The organism is Limosilactobacillus sp. C0001E2 (genome assembly GCF_056590915.1).
This window is the reverse complement of the sequence record NZ_JBWPXC010000006.1, coordinates 64,067-79,473: the sequence shown is the minus strand read 5'-3', so window position 1 is coordinate 79,473 and position 15,407 is coordinate 64,067. Positions and strand designations below refer to the sequence as shown.

11 protein-coding genes are annotated in these 15,407 nt (G+C 43.1%); 6 read left to right on the top strand and 5 right to left on the bottom strand.

The genetic code is table 11. The features are described from left to right. Window positions 1-341: 341 nt before the first annotated feature. Entirely contained in the window at window positions 342-2,315 is a 1,974-nt protein-coding gene (locus tag AC1EKL_RS07360) for a YSIRK-type signal peptide-containing protein (RefSeq protein ID WP_480189376.1), read from the top strand. Window positions 2,316-2,367: 52 nt separating this feature from the next. Further along, a complete protein-coding gene (locus tag AC1EKL_RS07355; protein ID WP_480189373.1) occupies window positions 2,368-3,498 on the top strand; it encodes a DUF3114 domain-containing protein in 1,131 nt (376 codons plus the stop codon). A gap of 41 nt (window positions 3,499-3,539) precedes the next feature. Here the strand turns inward: AC1EKL_RS07355 and AC1EKL_RS07350 are convergent, their stop codons facing one another. From AC1EKL_RS07350 to AC1EKL_RS07330, 5 genes are all read right to left on the bottom strand, one after another. Next, on the bottom strand, window positions 3,540-3,860 hold the full coding sequence (locus AC1EKL_RS07350; protein WP_480189372.1) for a MazG-like family protein: 321 nt from the start codon (window positions 3,858-3,860) through the stop codon (window positions 3,540-3,542). Between the two features lie 44 nt (window positions 3,861-3,904). Further along, window positions 3,905-4,639, bottom strand: a complete 735-nt coding sequence (locus tag AC1EKL_RS07345) for a magnesium transporter CorA family protein (RefSeq protein WP_480189371.1) — start codon at window positions 4,637-4,639, stop codon at window positions 3,905-3,907. A gap of 33 nt (window positions 4,640-4,672) precedes the next feature. Then, entirely contained in the window at window positions 4,673-4,840 is a 168-nt protein-coding gene (locus AC1EKL_RS07340) for a hypothetical protein (protein ID WP_480189370.1), read from the bottom strand. 106 nt (window positions 4,841-4,946) lie between these two features. After that, window positions 4,947-6,371, bottom strand: coding sequence for a Na+/H+ antiporter NhaC (gene nhaC, locus AC1EKL_RS07335; RefSeq protein ID WP_480189369.1), 1,425 nt, complete (start codon window positions 6,369-6,371; stop codon window positions 4,947-4,949). A gap of 425 nt (window positions 6,372-6,796) precedes the next feature. Then, window positions 6,797-7,633: a DegV family protein gene (locus tag AC1EKL_RS07330; RefSeq protein WP_480189368.1), complete on the bottom strand. Its 837-nt coding sequence runs from the start codon at window positions 7,631-7,633 to the stop codon at window positions 6,797-6,799. Between the two features lie 140 nt (window positions 7,634-7,773). Between AC1EKL_RS07330 and AC1EKL_RS07325 the strand changes: the two genes are divergently transcribed. From AC1EKL_RS07325 to AC1EKL_RS07310, 4 genes are all read left to right on the top strand, one after another. Further along, entirely contained in the window at window positions 7,774-8,286 is a 513-nt protein-coding gene (locus tag AC1EKL_RS07325) for a DUF1836 domain-containing protein (protein ID WP_480189367.1), read from the top strand. Between the two features lie 189 nt (window positions 8,287-8,475). Then, entirely contained in the window at window positions 8,476-8,697 is a 222-nt protein-coding gene (locus tag AC1EKL_RS07320) for a YSIRK-type signal peptide-containing protein (protein ID WP_480189366.1), read from the top strand. Window positions 8,698-8,709: 12 nt separating this feature from the next. Then, entirely contained in the window at window positions 8,710-10,638 is a 1,929-nt protein-coding gene (locus AC1EKL_RS07315; RefSeq protein ID WP_480190047.1) for a hypothetical protein, read from the top strand. A 184-nt stretch (window positions 10,639-10,822) separates the two neighbouring features. Continuing rightward, window positions 10,823-15,403 carry a mucin-binding protein gene (locus AC1EKL_RS07310; RefSeq protein ID WP_480189364.1) on the top strand — a complete coding sequence of 1,527 codons (4,581 nt, stop codon included), beginning with the start codon at window positions 10,823-10,825 and terminating at the stop codon, window positions 15,401-15,403. Window positions 15,404-15,407 lie beyond the last annotated feature (4 nt).

Below are 15,407 nucleotides of genomic sequence, written 5' to 3'. Positions count from 1 at the left end.
AATTTCTAAACTAAACTTAGTCATAGTAAAACCCCCATAGTTGGAACTCCTTGTCCAACTATGGGGGTTCACTTCACCAGCTCTTTTTTTGTCATGTTTTGGGCAGAAAGTTATTAACAATTTAAACCCATCTGGTTAATATATCTTTTGATAATTAAAGTGTCGATTCAAAACGTTTATCATTTACTAGCAAAATGGAAAATGAACTAACTAGAAATTCAATTTTCCTGAAAGTCAATATCCTTTTAATACTTTATTTATTATGATACTCATAGTATAATACGAAGCATAAATGATTATAATAAATGTCTATTGGGAGGATATAGTCTTGTTATCAAGTAATAACCAAAAAAGAACAACAACGGCGTTCTGCTAATCGCCAACAACGTTTTGCCCTACGGAAGTTAACGGTTGGGGTGGCATCCGTTTTAGTTGGTGCTGCTTTAGTTGGCTTCAGCACAACTGCAGAAGCTGCAACTACGGATGTTGCAGCTGACACTACGGCTGCAACTACAACCACAACAGAAAGTGCGAATAACTCCACTGATCAATCAAACGCCGCAACTGATCAAAACTTGCCAGCTAACTGGCCAAAAGTTGGCGACGAATATAGTTCCGAAGGTTTGCCAAACACAGGCGCTCGTGATTTATACCCAAGTCAAGAAATTATCCGGGTTAAGAATCCTGGAGACCCTAATGAGTATGGTGGAAAGTACAATTTCACGCGGGTAATTGCTGTTAACAATATCAGCCGTGACCGGGATGAAAACGGGAAACTTACAAATAACTGGTCTGCTTCTTCCTTCAAGGCCGTGGATGTTAAAGATCTGGGCCTGCCAGATCATCCTGGGTACTTAGTACGGGTAAGAGTATCCTCCCAGACGCCAAACGATAGTTACAACTACGGTCGTAGTAAAGCTGAGTTGAAAACTACACGGGACGTGATTTATGATTCGCTTACGGCACAGCTAGAAAAGAATCAATATACGCAACTTCCTGCGATCACGTTGAATGATCCAGCAGACGTAATCTATGATATTTACTTTGTTCCTGATCCAAGTGCTACTAAGTATAACAGTGAAGAAAACATCAATGTCTTTGGTCCGGGAAATGATAGCTCTAAAGGGAACGCTGATTTCTACGCTAAGGTAACGAGCAAACAGATCAATCACCAAATGGATGGCAATAAGTTTACTGACAAGTGGAGCAGCGCCAACTTTGGTACTCAAGATCTCAAGACGGTCCTAAGTGGTAGCAACTTTACCAACCAAGATGGTTACCGTAATAAATCATTACCAGCCTATGATGGCTATCATGCAGTTCTGACTCACGTAACGGTTACCAATAGCTACAAGGAAGGGATTCCTGGATATACTAGAGCGGAAACCAATGCCGCTGCTGCAAAATTACATGCAGAACTTGAAAAGAAGATTGCGGCTAACCCATATGAATTACCGGAATACACGGTCAACATGCCATTGAGTGTCAACTTCTATGTTCAATACGTCAAAGATGCACCGAAGTTGGATCCGCAATATGCAAAGTACAGTAGTTATGAAACGGTCTACATTTATGGCCCAGGAAACAGCAGTAAGGATGGTCACGCCGATTACCACACTCGAGTAGCTAAACAACAAATTGAACATCAAGTGAGTGATGGTCAGTACACTAACCAGTGGAGTAGTGCTAACTTTGCGAGCCAGGACCTTGCCACTATTATGGCAGGCAATAACTTTACGGACCAAAATGGTCACCGCGGCAACTCATTACCAAGTTACGCCGGTTACCACCCAGTTATTAAGAACTTCCAACTTTCTTACAGCACGCATGAAGGGGTGCCAGGCTACACCGCTGAAGAAGTGAAAGCAGCTGCGGACAAGCTATGGGATGAACTTAATAAGGCTATTGCTGCTAATCCTGATGCAACGTCCTTACCTGCGTACACGGTTAATATGCCAATTGATGTGCACTTCAATGTTGAAATGGTGAAGGATGAAGAACCAACCCCAGATCCAGAGCCAACTCCACAACCAGATCCGGAAGACGATACGCCAACTCCAACTGACCCAGAAGTTCAACCGGAAGCACCGGCAGAAACTCCTGATCAACCTACGGAGTCTACTGATCAAACACCAGCAGCAGAACCAACCACAAGTGTTCAAAAGGATACTAAGCAATCCGCAGATAACCACCAAACTGCTAAGCAATTACCACAAACTGGTAATGATTCAGACTTGGCAATGATTGGTTTAGGTAGCGCAACGCTGCTTGGAATGTTAGGATTAGGTGTAGTTAGCAAGAAACGACACTCATAATTAATAAAAACAGGTGAGCGCTGCTCGCCTGTTTTTTGTTAGAAGGCATAATATGAAACGACTATTGGCAAAAATCACTGCTAGGTTCAACCGGTTTGTAATTAAATATTTCATCAATTCCAGTCAAATTGCGACCCAATACCAGCAATTAATCGCTGACGGTTGGGGACCGTTTGCGGGTTCTTATTATCTTTGGCAATACTGGCGTGGCCGAGATTGTTCAAAGATGTTTCATGAATTATTATGCGTTGGTTCACCAACCTATGTCCGTTTCTTAAGAGCGTCACACCTTTCGGCTCACGAGCAGCTCGCTTTAATATTAAATGCTCATCTAAATGCCAGTATTGATGAGCATGAATTTTTACAAATTCATGCCACGCGGTATCGGCTTGCAACTGAATTAGCTCCTCACAGTTTTTTCTTCAGTTATTTGCGGGAATTGGTAATCCGTGCCTATCCCGATCAACGGGGCTTAAAGGCGGACCAATTAGGAACAAAGGTCCATTTGTTGCGGAGTTATCTTGACCGACAAGTGATTGAATACATTCGCCATTATCATTGGTCAGGTGAACCAGCGCACTCCAGCGATTATGAACGACTACTACAATATTGCCAGGATCATCAGTTAACCTTGGATTATCAAACATCCGCAAATTTTCATAATCGGTATCATGGTGAATTTACTTACCCGCGGAATATGAAGGTCCAGTTAATGCATGATTCGCAAGTCAGACGGTATAATGACGCGCGGATGATTGAATTCATCGTAGATATAGCCACGGGGCAGTTTGTGTCAGAGTGGAATGTGTACCACAAAACGGCCACCGGAGTAATTGACGCGGATCCTACGCATTATTCCATCGCGGAGTTACACGAGGTGGCGGATACGGAATCATTTAACTATGGGGTGCCATATGGTCAATATCATGTCCCAGCTCGTTATCGTGGAACACACCAGCGGTTGGATATTCAACAACCGGTCAACAGCGCCATTCGTCAACGGGCGAAAAAGGATTGGCGGTATCCACGCGACTATGCGGATGTGGTGAAGAGCGCCTCGGATGTTCAGGTATGGCAATCGATTTCACCGCGAGATCGTCAGGCGGTTTACCGACAGTTTGTTAATTATCTACAATCCCACCATGTTACTAACCAAGGGATTAAAGCATATTTAAAAAAATAAGAACGGCTTCTGGTCCTAGTGGACGCCAAAGCCGTTTGTGTTTAGTTTTCCTTTTCAATATCACTTTGTTTGATGAAAACACCGTCCGCTGTCGTCATCCCCGTGCGGTGAGCAATGGTTTGGTAGGCATCGGTTAAGGCTTTTTGATGGTCAACGCCTACCAATCGGGAAAAGATCAGCAGTGCGATCTGCAGGTCACCGATACTGTCAACTAATTTAGCATGGTTTTTCTTATTATATGCGGCAGACAGTTCCCCGACTTCTTCTGCAATTTTCATGAACTCCACTCGCGGGTCTGCTTGATCAATTTTGCGTTCGTGGGCCCATTCGTAGATCTTTGGGATTAATTCTTCGTATTCCAAGCTGGTCACCTCAATTATCTTCATAATCTAAGATGATTTTACCACTAGTCGGTATAGGATTTCCGCCGAAGATAGATGGAGATTCCTACGGCTACCAGAAGTGCAATCCCCAGGATAATCCAGAAACCATATTCGGAAGATTTCCATGGCATTCCGCCGACGTTCATTCCCATAAAACCACTTAGGAGAGCGGCAGTAGCTAAAATTAAACCTGCTGAATCTAGGAATTTCATTAGGTGGTTCAGGTTATTATCCATGATTCCCATGTATAATCCGTTCAGTGATTCTAAAACGTCCCGGTAAATATGGATCGCCTTAGCCAGTCGCCGCTGGTTGGTTTTGATATCTAACAACATTTTTGAATTAACGGTTTGCGCAATCGCACTTTTTTCAAAGACAGTGATGGTTTCTGACTGATCATTGATAGTGTGTTCTAAAAAGACTAGTCGTCGCATCAGACTCGTTAATTGACGTAGTTCGTGATCTTTAATGGCCTTTTGTGCTGCTTGGTTTAGATAATTGATTTGTTCTTCATATGAATCCAGGGCTTGAATAAGGTGCCTTTGCCAAAAATTAATGAGGTGAGCTACTAGCGCGGGAACTTGCGGATGCTCCTTGACGGCTACGGTTAGTTCATCTAAGGCATTCGCAGCATTTTGGGTACAGAGGAAAAGATAGTCAGTGTTAAAAAGCAGGATTGTCGGCGTCAGCTGGTCCGTGATCTCAGAATAATGAACGTTAAAATCAAAGACGACCAGAAGCTGAAGCTGCTCTAACACGGTGCTTGTGACTTCGTGGAACCGGGAAACCTCTTATGCAGAGTTGCATTCGTTGAAGATCACAGGATCTAGATTAAATTGCTGACAAAGACTTTGGAGTTCCGATTTTTTCGGCGACGACATGATGAAAACGTTAGCCTGCTCACGATTACCATTAGCAGAGCAAAGCTGGCCATCACGGAGTACGAAAGCTTGAATCATAACATCACCTCCACCTCCACATAAAAACCCTCAGGTAGTTATTAATTATAAATGACTACCTGAGGGTTTTGTTTGTCGGTAATGACTTTGAATTAAAAATTAAGAATTAATCTAAAACCGCGTTTTCTGTTTTATCAGCGTTGGATTGCTTGGCAGCTTGTTGGTGGCCTGGTGCCCACTTTAAACCAACCCCGGTAAAGCCACTTAAGATGGAGAAGACCGGTGACAAGAGACTAAAGAACGTAAATGGCAGGGAGTGTAGAACTGGAACACCAAGTGTGGAAGCAACGAATGATCCAGCAACTCCCCATGGAATCAGGTAGTTGATGACACTACCACCATCTTCAAGAACCCGACTAAGTGCTAGTGGGGAAAGACCAATTTGCTTAAAGGCCTTGCGGAAGGCATTCCCTGGCAAGATCACTGAAAGGTATTGTTCACCAACGAAGAGGTTTACACCAATTCCCGCGAAGATCGTTGTGGTAACCAAACGACCCGGTTTCTTAAGACGGTCAATTAATGGCTTCATTGCACTTTCGATGATCCCTTCGTGCATTAGAATGCCCCCAAGGGCCAAGGTCATGACGATTAGGGAAACGGTACCCATCATGCTGGAGATTCCACCACGACTAAGCAGGGCATCCACGGCTTTGTTACCAGTTTTGGCAACGAAACCTGATTCGATCAAGGTTGCAAGCTTACTAATGGCAAAGTTTGGTGTTTCGATGAAAATCATGACGATGGAAACAAAGATGTTCAAGAAAAGGGTTGGAATTGCTGGCAATTTTCGCCATGCACAGATGAACATCAGGATGATTGGCAAGGCAGCCCACCAGGAAACGCTGAAGTTCTTGGTCAGGACGGCAGACGTTTTAGCAATGGCAGCCATGGAAGTGCCTTCGTTTGTTAAACCAAGGAAGGCAAAGATAATTAGTGAGAGAACGAATGCTGGGATGGTGGTCCACATCATATTTTTAATGTGCGCGAAGAGGTCGGAACCAGCAACGGCGGAAGCCAAGTTAGTGGAGTCAGAAAGTGGTGACATCTTGTCACCGAAGACCGCTCCAGAAATGATGGCGCCGGCAGTTAATGCAGGATTGACACCCAACGTGGCACCCATCCCGAAGAGGGCGAGCCCGACAGTTGAAACGGTGGTGAAGCCACTCCCGATGGCTAAACCAACGAGTGAACAAACGATGAAGACGGATGGCACGAAAAACTTAGCGCTAATTAAGTGGAAGCCAAGCACCATCAGTGAAGGAATAATCCCGGCCTTAATCCAAACGGCGATTAAACTCCCGATCAGCAAGAAAATGAAGATTGGAACAATGGCAGTGGAAATTCCTTCGGTAATCCCGTCCGTGATTTCTTTCCACGAAACCTTACGGAAGGCCAGCCAACCCATTAGTAAACCAATGACGGTTAAAACGGGAACTTGGGGTGAAAGACCGAAGCCGATCACGCCGACCCCTAAAATGACTAACATAATAATTGAAATTTCGATTGATTCTTGAAAGTTAATTTTTTTCATAGTATGCACCTGATCCTTTGCTTGTGAATTTGAAATGCGAGTAACTGGTTAAGGGAAAAAGTGTGCAGACTATATCGATGTTGTTCCATAATAATGACCTCCCAAATAAAGACGTCCTGATTGAGATATACTCAACCAGGACGTCTTACCGCGGTACCACCTAGCTAGAAAGCGCGCAATTGCTTTCCACCTCGTATTGGTTGCTAACGGTACCAATGGATCCGTACAAGCGGTAATTCAATCACATGTCCTGCCTGGTTTGCATCAACCACCAGTTTTCTGAACATTGAGACATGCAATCTACTGTTTTGATTACTTGTAATTTTTGATTGCTGTAAATATATCACTGTAAATTAGAGAATGCAACCCAATTTTTAAAATTTCTCATTTAATTCTCATAATTACTAGCTAAAACCTTTATCAATTTACTTTTCAAAACCAATCATTAAACCCCCGTTCTCCGCGTAATAGGAACAGAGGGCCCCACATGGTGAGATATTAATGATTGAACTTGTAAAGACTTCAGCGATTGCCTTGGCTAATTTTTCTGCCTGCTCGCGGCAGTTAACGTGATCGATAAAGACCCGGCCACCAACGTAACCTTGCTTTTCCATTACTTTAACCAGTTTACGGAGCAAGTGCTTGCCACCCCGCATCTTGCCGAGCATTTCAAACTCACCAGCATCACTGGCGGTTCCATAAACGTAAAGGTTGAGCAGATGGGTTAGTTTAGCAATGGCGGGACTAACTCGTCCATTATTAGCAAGATTATCAAGTTCTTCTAAAACGAATAACAGGTCGGTTTGCTGAATTTGAGCATTCGTTAATTCGATAATTTGGTCGAATGAGTAGCCATGGTTGATAGAGACGGCAATCTCGGAAGCTAACAGTCTAATTTGTGGACCTGCAGATTTAGTATCGAATACGTGGATTTTAGTTTCAGGATGATCAGCCATGTACATTTCGGCGGCTTGAACTGCAGAGTTATAGCTTCCTGAAAGAGCACTGGTGATGGTTAGGACAAAGATTTCATCCGCACCTTCAAAAGCGGTTAGCCAATCACCAACACTTGGACACGCGGTCGAGGTCGTGGTCTTAGTATTCTTCAAGGCTGCTAAGAAGTTCGATAAATCAAGTCGGTCATCATCCCGCCAAGTTTGACCATTGACCATGATTGAAAGCGGAACGTTGGTATGGGCAACGCCGCCAATAATGGGATCTAGTGAGTTTGCTCCTGAATCGGTAATAATTTTGGTTGTCATTGTTATTCTCCTGAAATTAATTTTTTAAAAGCATAGTCGTTTTAATTATCTTTGTCAACGGTTTTTAAAAAACTTATCAGCAGATCGCATTGACATGCTAAAATGGAATTCTATAAAATGATAAGCAGGAGGATCGAAAAATGAATAACAAGACTAGCAACCAACAGTTTGATTTACCATCCTATCATGAGTTGCCCGACATGGGGTTATATCTAAAGCAGGTTGTCACTTATTTACAACAGTGCGTGGCACCATTTGAGAGTGTTAAGGTGACTAGTTCCATGGTCAGCAACTACGTTAAGCACCGTCTGATTTGTCGACCACAAAAGAAACTATATGGTCGTGAACAGATCGCCCAACTTCTCTTTATCATTATTGCTAAAAATGTTTTGGATCAGGCAGATTTACGAAAAGCCATTCAAATTCAAGAAGAAACCTATAGTACGGAAATTGCCTATAACTACTTTGTTCAGGAACTGGGCAATGTTTCACGGTACGTTTTTGGCCAGCAAACAATTCTTGAACATGTTGGTCAGGAGCATACAAAGCAAAAACAGATGCTCCGTAACGTGATCATGGCCTTTGCGTATCGGGAATACCTCTATCAGTTCTTTGAAGGAGTAGACATTTACAATTCAAGTTCAATAGTATAAAAATTAATTCCATCATGAAGTGAACCTGTGATAAAACTAAATGTTTTTAATACTGAGAATAATTATGACTGATGCTATAATTATTTTATTAGTAGTTAGTTAATATGCGATTAATCATCCGGATCATTTTTACTGATTTGCGGTAATCATGTTATGGGAAAACATAGCTATTGAGGAGCGAGTAAAGATATGGTTTCAAGAAAAAACATTGAGTTAAAGAAGCAGCAAAGTGCCGAGCAGATTCCACATTATGGACTGCGACGGTTAAGTATTGGTGTTGCTTCTGTTCTTCTAGGGACATCTCTGTACTTAGGAGCCAACAGTTTAGTGGCTAGTGCCGATGCGGTTACTCCGGGGGAAGACGGTAAAACCGATATAGAGACTCAGGCGCCAGCAACTGCGAATAATTAACAATCTTCAGTTGTGCAATTAAAAACAGGTGCGCAATCGGACAATCATCAAGGCGCAACTGTCGAGAGTGCGCAGCTGCTTAATGACAGTAAGCAGGTTGCTGAAGTGGAAACAAGGGTCCACTTCACTGGTGATGATGGATCAGCCACCGTTGATGTTGCTAATGCTCAGTCTGGTGATACCTATCAGGTAGTCTTTCATACTGACCCGCATCTGACGCTAGATTATACACCAGGGCCACTCACTCAGCAGGGGGTAGTGGATTCCCAACAAACGGTTGCCGCAGATGGTACCGCTACGTATTCAGGAAAATTTCTGCAAGCCGCAACAATTAACCAGCCCTTTATTGTAAAAAGCAACTATCGACAAGATATTTTGAATACACCAGGGACGTATTATAACTCCGCTGATTTATACTTTAATGGTCAATTAATTAATACAGTTAAGTTTGCTGTTGATATTCCACGTCAGAATGTTAATGCCAAGTGGAATTCTGTTGATGATCAGGGTAACCCGATTCCAGATGAGATTCCTAGTTTTCAATACCATGAGGGTCATCGTGACTACTGGTTAATTCCCGGTGATGACCATCAGTATCGGTATTCATTCACCGTTGATGGATTGTCAGCTGCTTTTGACCATCAAGGGGTTAACGTTAATGTTGGTGTTCCTAAGGAATTTGTTGTTGATGGAGTCATTGGCACGCGAGCTAATGGTATCAAAAACAATCAGGAATTAACGAAGGATAAGGATTTTGCTTTCTCTCAGGATGCTAGTGGTATTCACATTACCCTCCGGAAGGGCATTGATGATCACTATGCTGATGATCCGCAGTTTAAATTTGTCTTGATTGGTCACTATCATATGGATCAACCAGATCAGGCCACGATATTATCACCAGTAACGGCTTCAACTGTTAATGGTAATGATGGGACTGGCGAACTTAGCACCAAGTGGGTCGGTATTCAAGCACCATTCATGGGCAAAGCTTCTTTAAAGGGCTACAGTTTTGGCGACTTAGTAACGCCAAAATTAGAGGTTTTTCCTGATGAACAAAATGTTGAGCTAGCGAACGGGGATAAGGTTGAAAATGCTTATTGGCTTAACCGTGATCATAGTGATAAGCCTTGGTTTACCGCTTCCTTTACCAATTCCACGTTAGTTGATGCTCCTACTGGTCCAGTAACTTTCTACTTGCCGGATCATTACGAACTAACTAAATTGACGGTCGACAATTCTGGCGCGCTAACTGATGTGATTTACCATTATGCTGATGGTTCGACAAGTGCAGTTTTGGACAACAGTAAGCACGTCACTTCTATCTCTGGCACCATGAATTTGACGAACAAGCAAAGTAGTAATAATGAGATAAATATTGGCTTTGTGGGGCATTTAGACCCGCACCATCAGTTTAAACAGAAAGAAAACTTAGTGGCTAGTATCGGTAAAAATGGTGATAGCATCTACGAACCTGGCGTCTTGACGACCGTAGATTTTGTCAAGCGTCCTCAGCCGACTTATGATTTAGCAACGATTCAAAATAATGTTGTGCCCAAAGTTCTGGGAACAAATGCTTCAGCAGGATCAATTGAGGCTGTCATTTCTAGTTGGCAAATGATTGATCATCCTAGTGCACAGTTTATTGTTACTATTCCAAAAAACACTGTTGTAAGTTCAATTTCACGCAATAGTAATTATTGGCAGGATCCGATTTATACCACCACTGCTGATGGTCAACAGCAACTTACCTTTAATTTGCAACCTAACTTAACGAAAGAACAATTAGCAGACATTCGGCACACACCGGTGGTTTACCTGCAATCAACTTCTATCTATGTTCCAGCATTGAAGTTTGAAAACGGGGTCGCTGAAATTATTATGAACGGTCAAAGACAAGATCGGTCAAAATATACTGTCTCCCCTTGTTGCCGCCACTGCTGATTACCTCATTACGACTGCCCAGGGTAACCTAGATTCAGCTGCCCTCGACAAGGCGACAAATGATGATAAGAAAACTTCTCAGGTAACACTGAATTATGATTTTGTTAACGGTAATTCAAATACCAATCTGACAGGTCTTACTTTTTTAGGTAATTTACCGCAAAAACAAGATGGTAAGTCCCAAGTGGATATTCACCTGACGGGGCCGATTCACGTTGTAGACTACCTAACTGGGCAAACAATGGATAGTAACGTCACCATTTCATATTCGACGAGCTATTATCAACCAGATACCGTCAATAAGGCTGACTTAACAGGCTTTGTCTCTGCTGATCAGGTTCGTGACTGGTCACAGATTAAGAACTTTAGAGTGGACTTAAAGCAACCATTGACCGGTGGGAGTGTTTGCCAAATTCAGGCACCGGCACAGGTAGTCAACCAGGTTAATAACGTTAATAAGGTGGCATATCTTTCTGGAGCAGTTTTTGGTGATGGGATTATGCCTTACCGGTTATTGCCAGCGGGAAATGGTAGTGCTGAAATTAAGATCCAGGGGATTTCCACTGTGCATCAAAGGGTACACTATGTTGATGCTGCTGGGCATGCCCATGACATTGACTTAGGACCAAGTCATGATATTCACCTTACTGATAACGTTGACAAACTAACGCTGAACGGTTTTCCAACTGATGCTGAGAGCTTGCTGCCAAAGTATTATCACTGGGACCAAAAGAACCCAACCATCGAAAATGATCGGGATGTTCACTATCCGGATGGGCTGCCTAACCAGACGGCTCAATTAAATGCCGTTGCTCAGTACTATTTTGATAACGATACGATCGTATGGAATTTAGTTCCAGACAAGCAGGAACAGATTACAGTCGACCAGTTGGTTAAGTACTATTACTATGGCTCTAATAAGCAGGCTGCTCCTGACTACACTAAGTCAGTACCGGCAATTGTTTATCTCAACCCGTTTACCCAGGCGGTTGAAGGGATTGAACTACAGCAAGAATTGCCGGCAGTGTCATCACCGCAGATTCAGAATTATCATGCGATTTATGGTGAGATCAACGCATGGCAAGCACAACATCAATACACCATTGACAGTGGAATTAGTTTAGACCTGGCTAACCATGTTGCGCACATTCGAAATAATGACTATTACGTCAGTGCTGCTGCACAATTGGTTGTGGTGGATCCAAATACCCACATGGCGAAGAAAGTTGAATTAGCTTATGATGATGGTTCTCACCAAATCAAATTTGAGGACAATGACGCTGGACTGGAACTCTCTGGTTATCAAATGCACGTTTATTACTTAGATAATTTACAATCGCCAGTCTACAATGACACTATTCACCGTGGTGGGTCATACTTTAACCTTAAAACTGACCCATTAATTTATCCGCATTCAATTAGCGAGGACGCAGGAGGCGAAGTCTCACCTCAACAAGAATATTACTTAAACTTTGATAAGTCTTTTCCTGGTTATGACTCGCTTGCGGCCGCAATGAATGCTAAGGATAATGATGGCAAAGCTAATAATCAGTATGATGACAAAATTGACTTATCTGAAGATAGTGACGGAAAGATGGCGTTAACGCCAACGCAAATCTTCTTTGCATTTTACACGCCAGTTAATCAGAACTTACAGGAACAATTCTTAATCACTGCGGATAATGATCCATTAGCTAATTCCCACTCCAAATTTCTGCAGCACTTAGCAATTCCACAATCACAGGCGGATGCGGCTAAGTCTGACCTTTACCAGAGTACGGGTAAAGCGGGAACGGTCATTTTTCCGAAGAATGATGGTACTGGTAGTGCTCAATTGCCGTTGCCAACCGATCCTTATATGGGCGGGATGATTGACCTGACTTCACCACAATACTCTCAGTTTGCTCACTGGTTAATTGATAACGGATACGCAACGGCTGAAGACATCGAGTCAGTGGGGGCAAACTTTAATAATAGCTTGCGGCCTGGCTACGTTATTGACCGTGCCGACTATCAATTCACTAATGATGATGGGGTCACTAACACTTATAGTATTCAGATGCATACTACTAAGGAGCTGGCATCTTTAATTAAAGAGCAGCCGCACGCCAAGGTTTTGGTGTCCGAAGGTGGTTCTCAGCTTAGTTATATGACTAACATTACCGGAGATAGTTTGAATGGTTTCCAAGGTGAGAATTTAATTGACTCGTATGTCCCAACCTATGATGATTTTCATGAGGTTGGTGCCCATCACTATGTTTTAGATATCTATTCAAGCCAGGCTTATTCTGAAAACCAGCCGGCGGTTCCCGTACTATTGTCAATGAAGATTTTTAACCCAAACGGTCAAAATTATAGTCCAAGTATCTTGTTTGACCAAACAGCTCATGAAGCGGGGACTCCGGACCCCCATCCGCAAGTCTTAAATGTTCACTTTAAGAAGCTTGGTACGATGGATACGTATCAGCAAAACGGCAATGTTGAGATTCACTACCAGGACGTTTCCAATCTGCAACCAAACCAGGCTGGTAAATATGTATACGGTGGTGGATATGAGACTAATGGCCAGTTCAGTAAGGGAATCGATTATGATGTCAACAGGATGAGTAATGCCGCAAACCAAGACCCAGACATTGGACAGCTGGTTAATGACCAACATGGTTCGTCCAGCGCCAGTCATAGTTATCAAGTGGGAACAACTGATAGTGGCAGTGCTGGTGTTGTGATTTCATTTAGCCATGCTGGTGATTCATCAGGCACAGCTGATGATCAAGGTCAAGCAGCCAATTGGAATCATTACGACATTAGCGTGGTTAATAACTATGTGGCGAATGGTGACCAATATGTCATTGTACAAGAAGATCCTGAAGCACAAAATGGTGACCATACTTGGAATATGTTAAATCCAGCCGGATATGCGAGTGCTGATGATCCAACCGGTGAAAAGACCTTATCAAAGTACATGTTGCAACTTGGCGGTGATTGGTCTTCACTGGGTTCAACTTATCCGCAAGTTTACTATGTCTATTTGAAGCGCAAGCAAAAGATTAATTACCAGGTTCTTGTCGAGGATAAGGATGGCCACGTGGTCAAAACTCTAACGCCAGAGACTTTGTTAGGTGTCGGCGGATCAAATGAACAAGTGGCTACGACTAAGGTAAATGGGGCATTGAGCACTGACCTAACTACAATTGGCGAACGCTATCAATCAATTCTTAAACAGTTGAGCGATCGGGGGTTCCAAGCGGTCACTAGTGCTGATGGTCAGCTGCGGGTTAGCGATTCGCTAGATCAGTTGACCTTTGATAACGACGCCACCAAGGACCAGCTGTTGACCATTTACGTCACCCAACCAAAGACCGTTCAAGTCCATTATGTTGATGTTGATGGTTCTGCTAAGGCTAGTCACTATACCGCCAATGACGGGATCGACATGCTAGATCACATGCAAAACATTTCGGGCCTTGCCGGAAGTGATTATCATAATCAACTTTGGAACTGGAAAGCAGATGGGTATGTCTTAGCTACTAGTGAAGACCAAATTGATCCTGGGACGACCCAAGGTTCATTCCAATTAACTGATCCAGCGTCACGGGCTTTCTATATTTATTTGAAGCATGGTAAGCAGACGGTCAATGACCAGAATGTAGTTAAGCATGAAAAGATTCACTATGTATACGAAGATGGCGGTCAAGCATGGCCAGATTACGATGCACCAGCGATTACCTTTAAACGGACTGGTACTAAGGACCTAGTTACTGGCGAGACTGTCTGGAATCCGTGGACAACTGATAATGATACTTTTGCGGCGGTTGATAGCCCAGCAATTGGCGGGTATCTTCCTGATATTGAACGGATCGATGATATCAAGATGACTGTGCAGAAAGGGGATATCGAACGGACGGTTACTTACCATCCTGCTGCCCAAAAGCTGACAATAACATTCATTGACGACAGTGAGAATGGTAAAGTACTCAAGACTGTTACTAAAAATGGGGTCAGTGGAGCTGATGCTGGTTACAATACCAAGGATGATATTCAGAAGTTCAAGGATCAATTCTACACATTAGTTAGTGACGAGACTCATGGACAAACGTTGCACTTTGATAATGACCAATCAGTGGACCAATATTATGAAGTTCATCTCAAGCACACTAGCCAGTCGCACAGTGAAAACAAGACAGTTAACGAAACGATTCACTATGTATACGAAGATGGTCGTCAAGCATCGCCAGATTACGATGCACCAGCGATCACCTTTAGCCGGACTGGTGTCAAGGATCTGGTTACTAACAAGATTACTTGGGATCCGTGGACAACTGATAATGATACTTTTGCGGCGGTTGATAGTCCAACAATTGACGGGTATCTTCCTGATATTGAACGGGTTAATGCCATCAAGATGACCGTTGGGAATGGCAATGTTGAAAAAACGGTGACCTATACCCAGAAGACTGATCACGATACACCAGACCAACATCCGGATCATCCTAGTCAGCCTGTTGATTCTGGTGATCATGGTCGTCTTGGTGATCAGAGTCAGCTTAGTCATCAGAGTCAGTCTAGCGATCTCGGCCCAACTAATTCGTTAAGTGACACAAGCAAAGATCAGAAGGACATATCGTTCAGTCGTCAGACTGGACAACATGCTAGTCGGCAATTACCGCAAACTGGGGACACTGATAACCAGTGGTCGATAGTTGGCCTAGCCATGTCTTCATTGTTAGGATTAATTGGCTGGGATAAACGTCGTAAGCAAAACTAAATTA

Excerpts from the sequence above, each read along its gene's own strand:
- AC1EKL_RS07355 (WP_480189373.1), top strand. The coding sequence starts at position 2,368 with ATGAAACGACTATTGGCAAAAATCACTGCTAGGTTCAACCGGTTTGTA.
- AC1EKL_RS07340 (WP_480189370.1), bottom strand. The coding sequence starts at position 4,840 with ATGATTCAAGCTTTCGTACTCCGTGATGGCCAGCTTTGCTCTGCTAAT.
- nhaC (WP_480189369.1), bottom strand. The coding sequence starts at position 6,371 with ATGAAAAAAATTAACTTTCAAGAATCAATCGAAATTTCAATTATTATG.
- AC1EKL_RS07330 (WP_480189368.1), bottom strand. The coding sequence starts at position 7,633 with ATGACAACCAAAATTATTACCGATTCAGGAGCAAACTCACTAGATCCC.
- AC1EKL_RS07325 (WP_480189367.1), top strand. The coding sequence starts at position 7,774 with ATGAATAACAAGACTAGCAACCAACAGTTTGATTTACCATCCTATCAT.
- AC1EKL_RS07320 (WP_480189366.1), top strand. The coding sequence starts at position 8,476 with ATGGTTTCAAGAAAAAACATTGAGTTAAAGAAGCAGCAAAGTGCCGAG.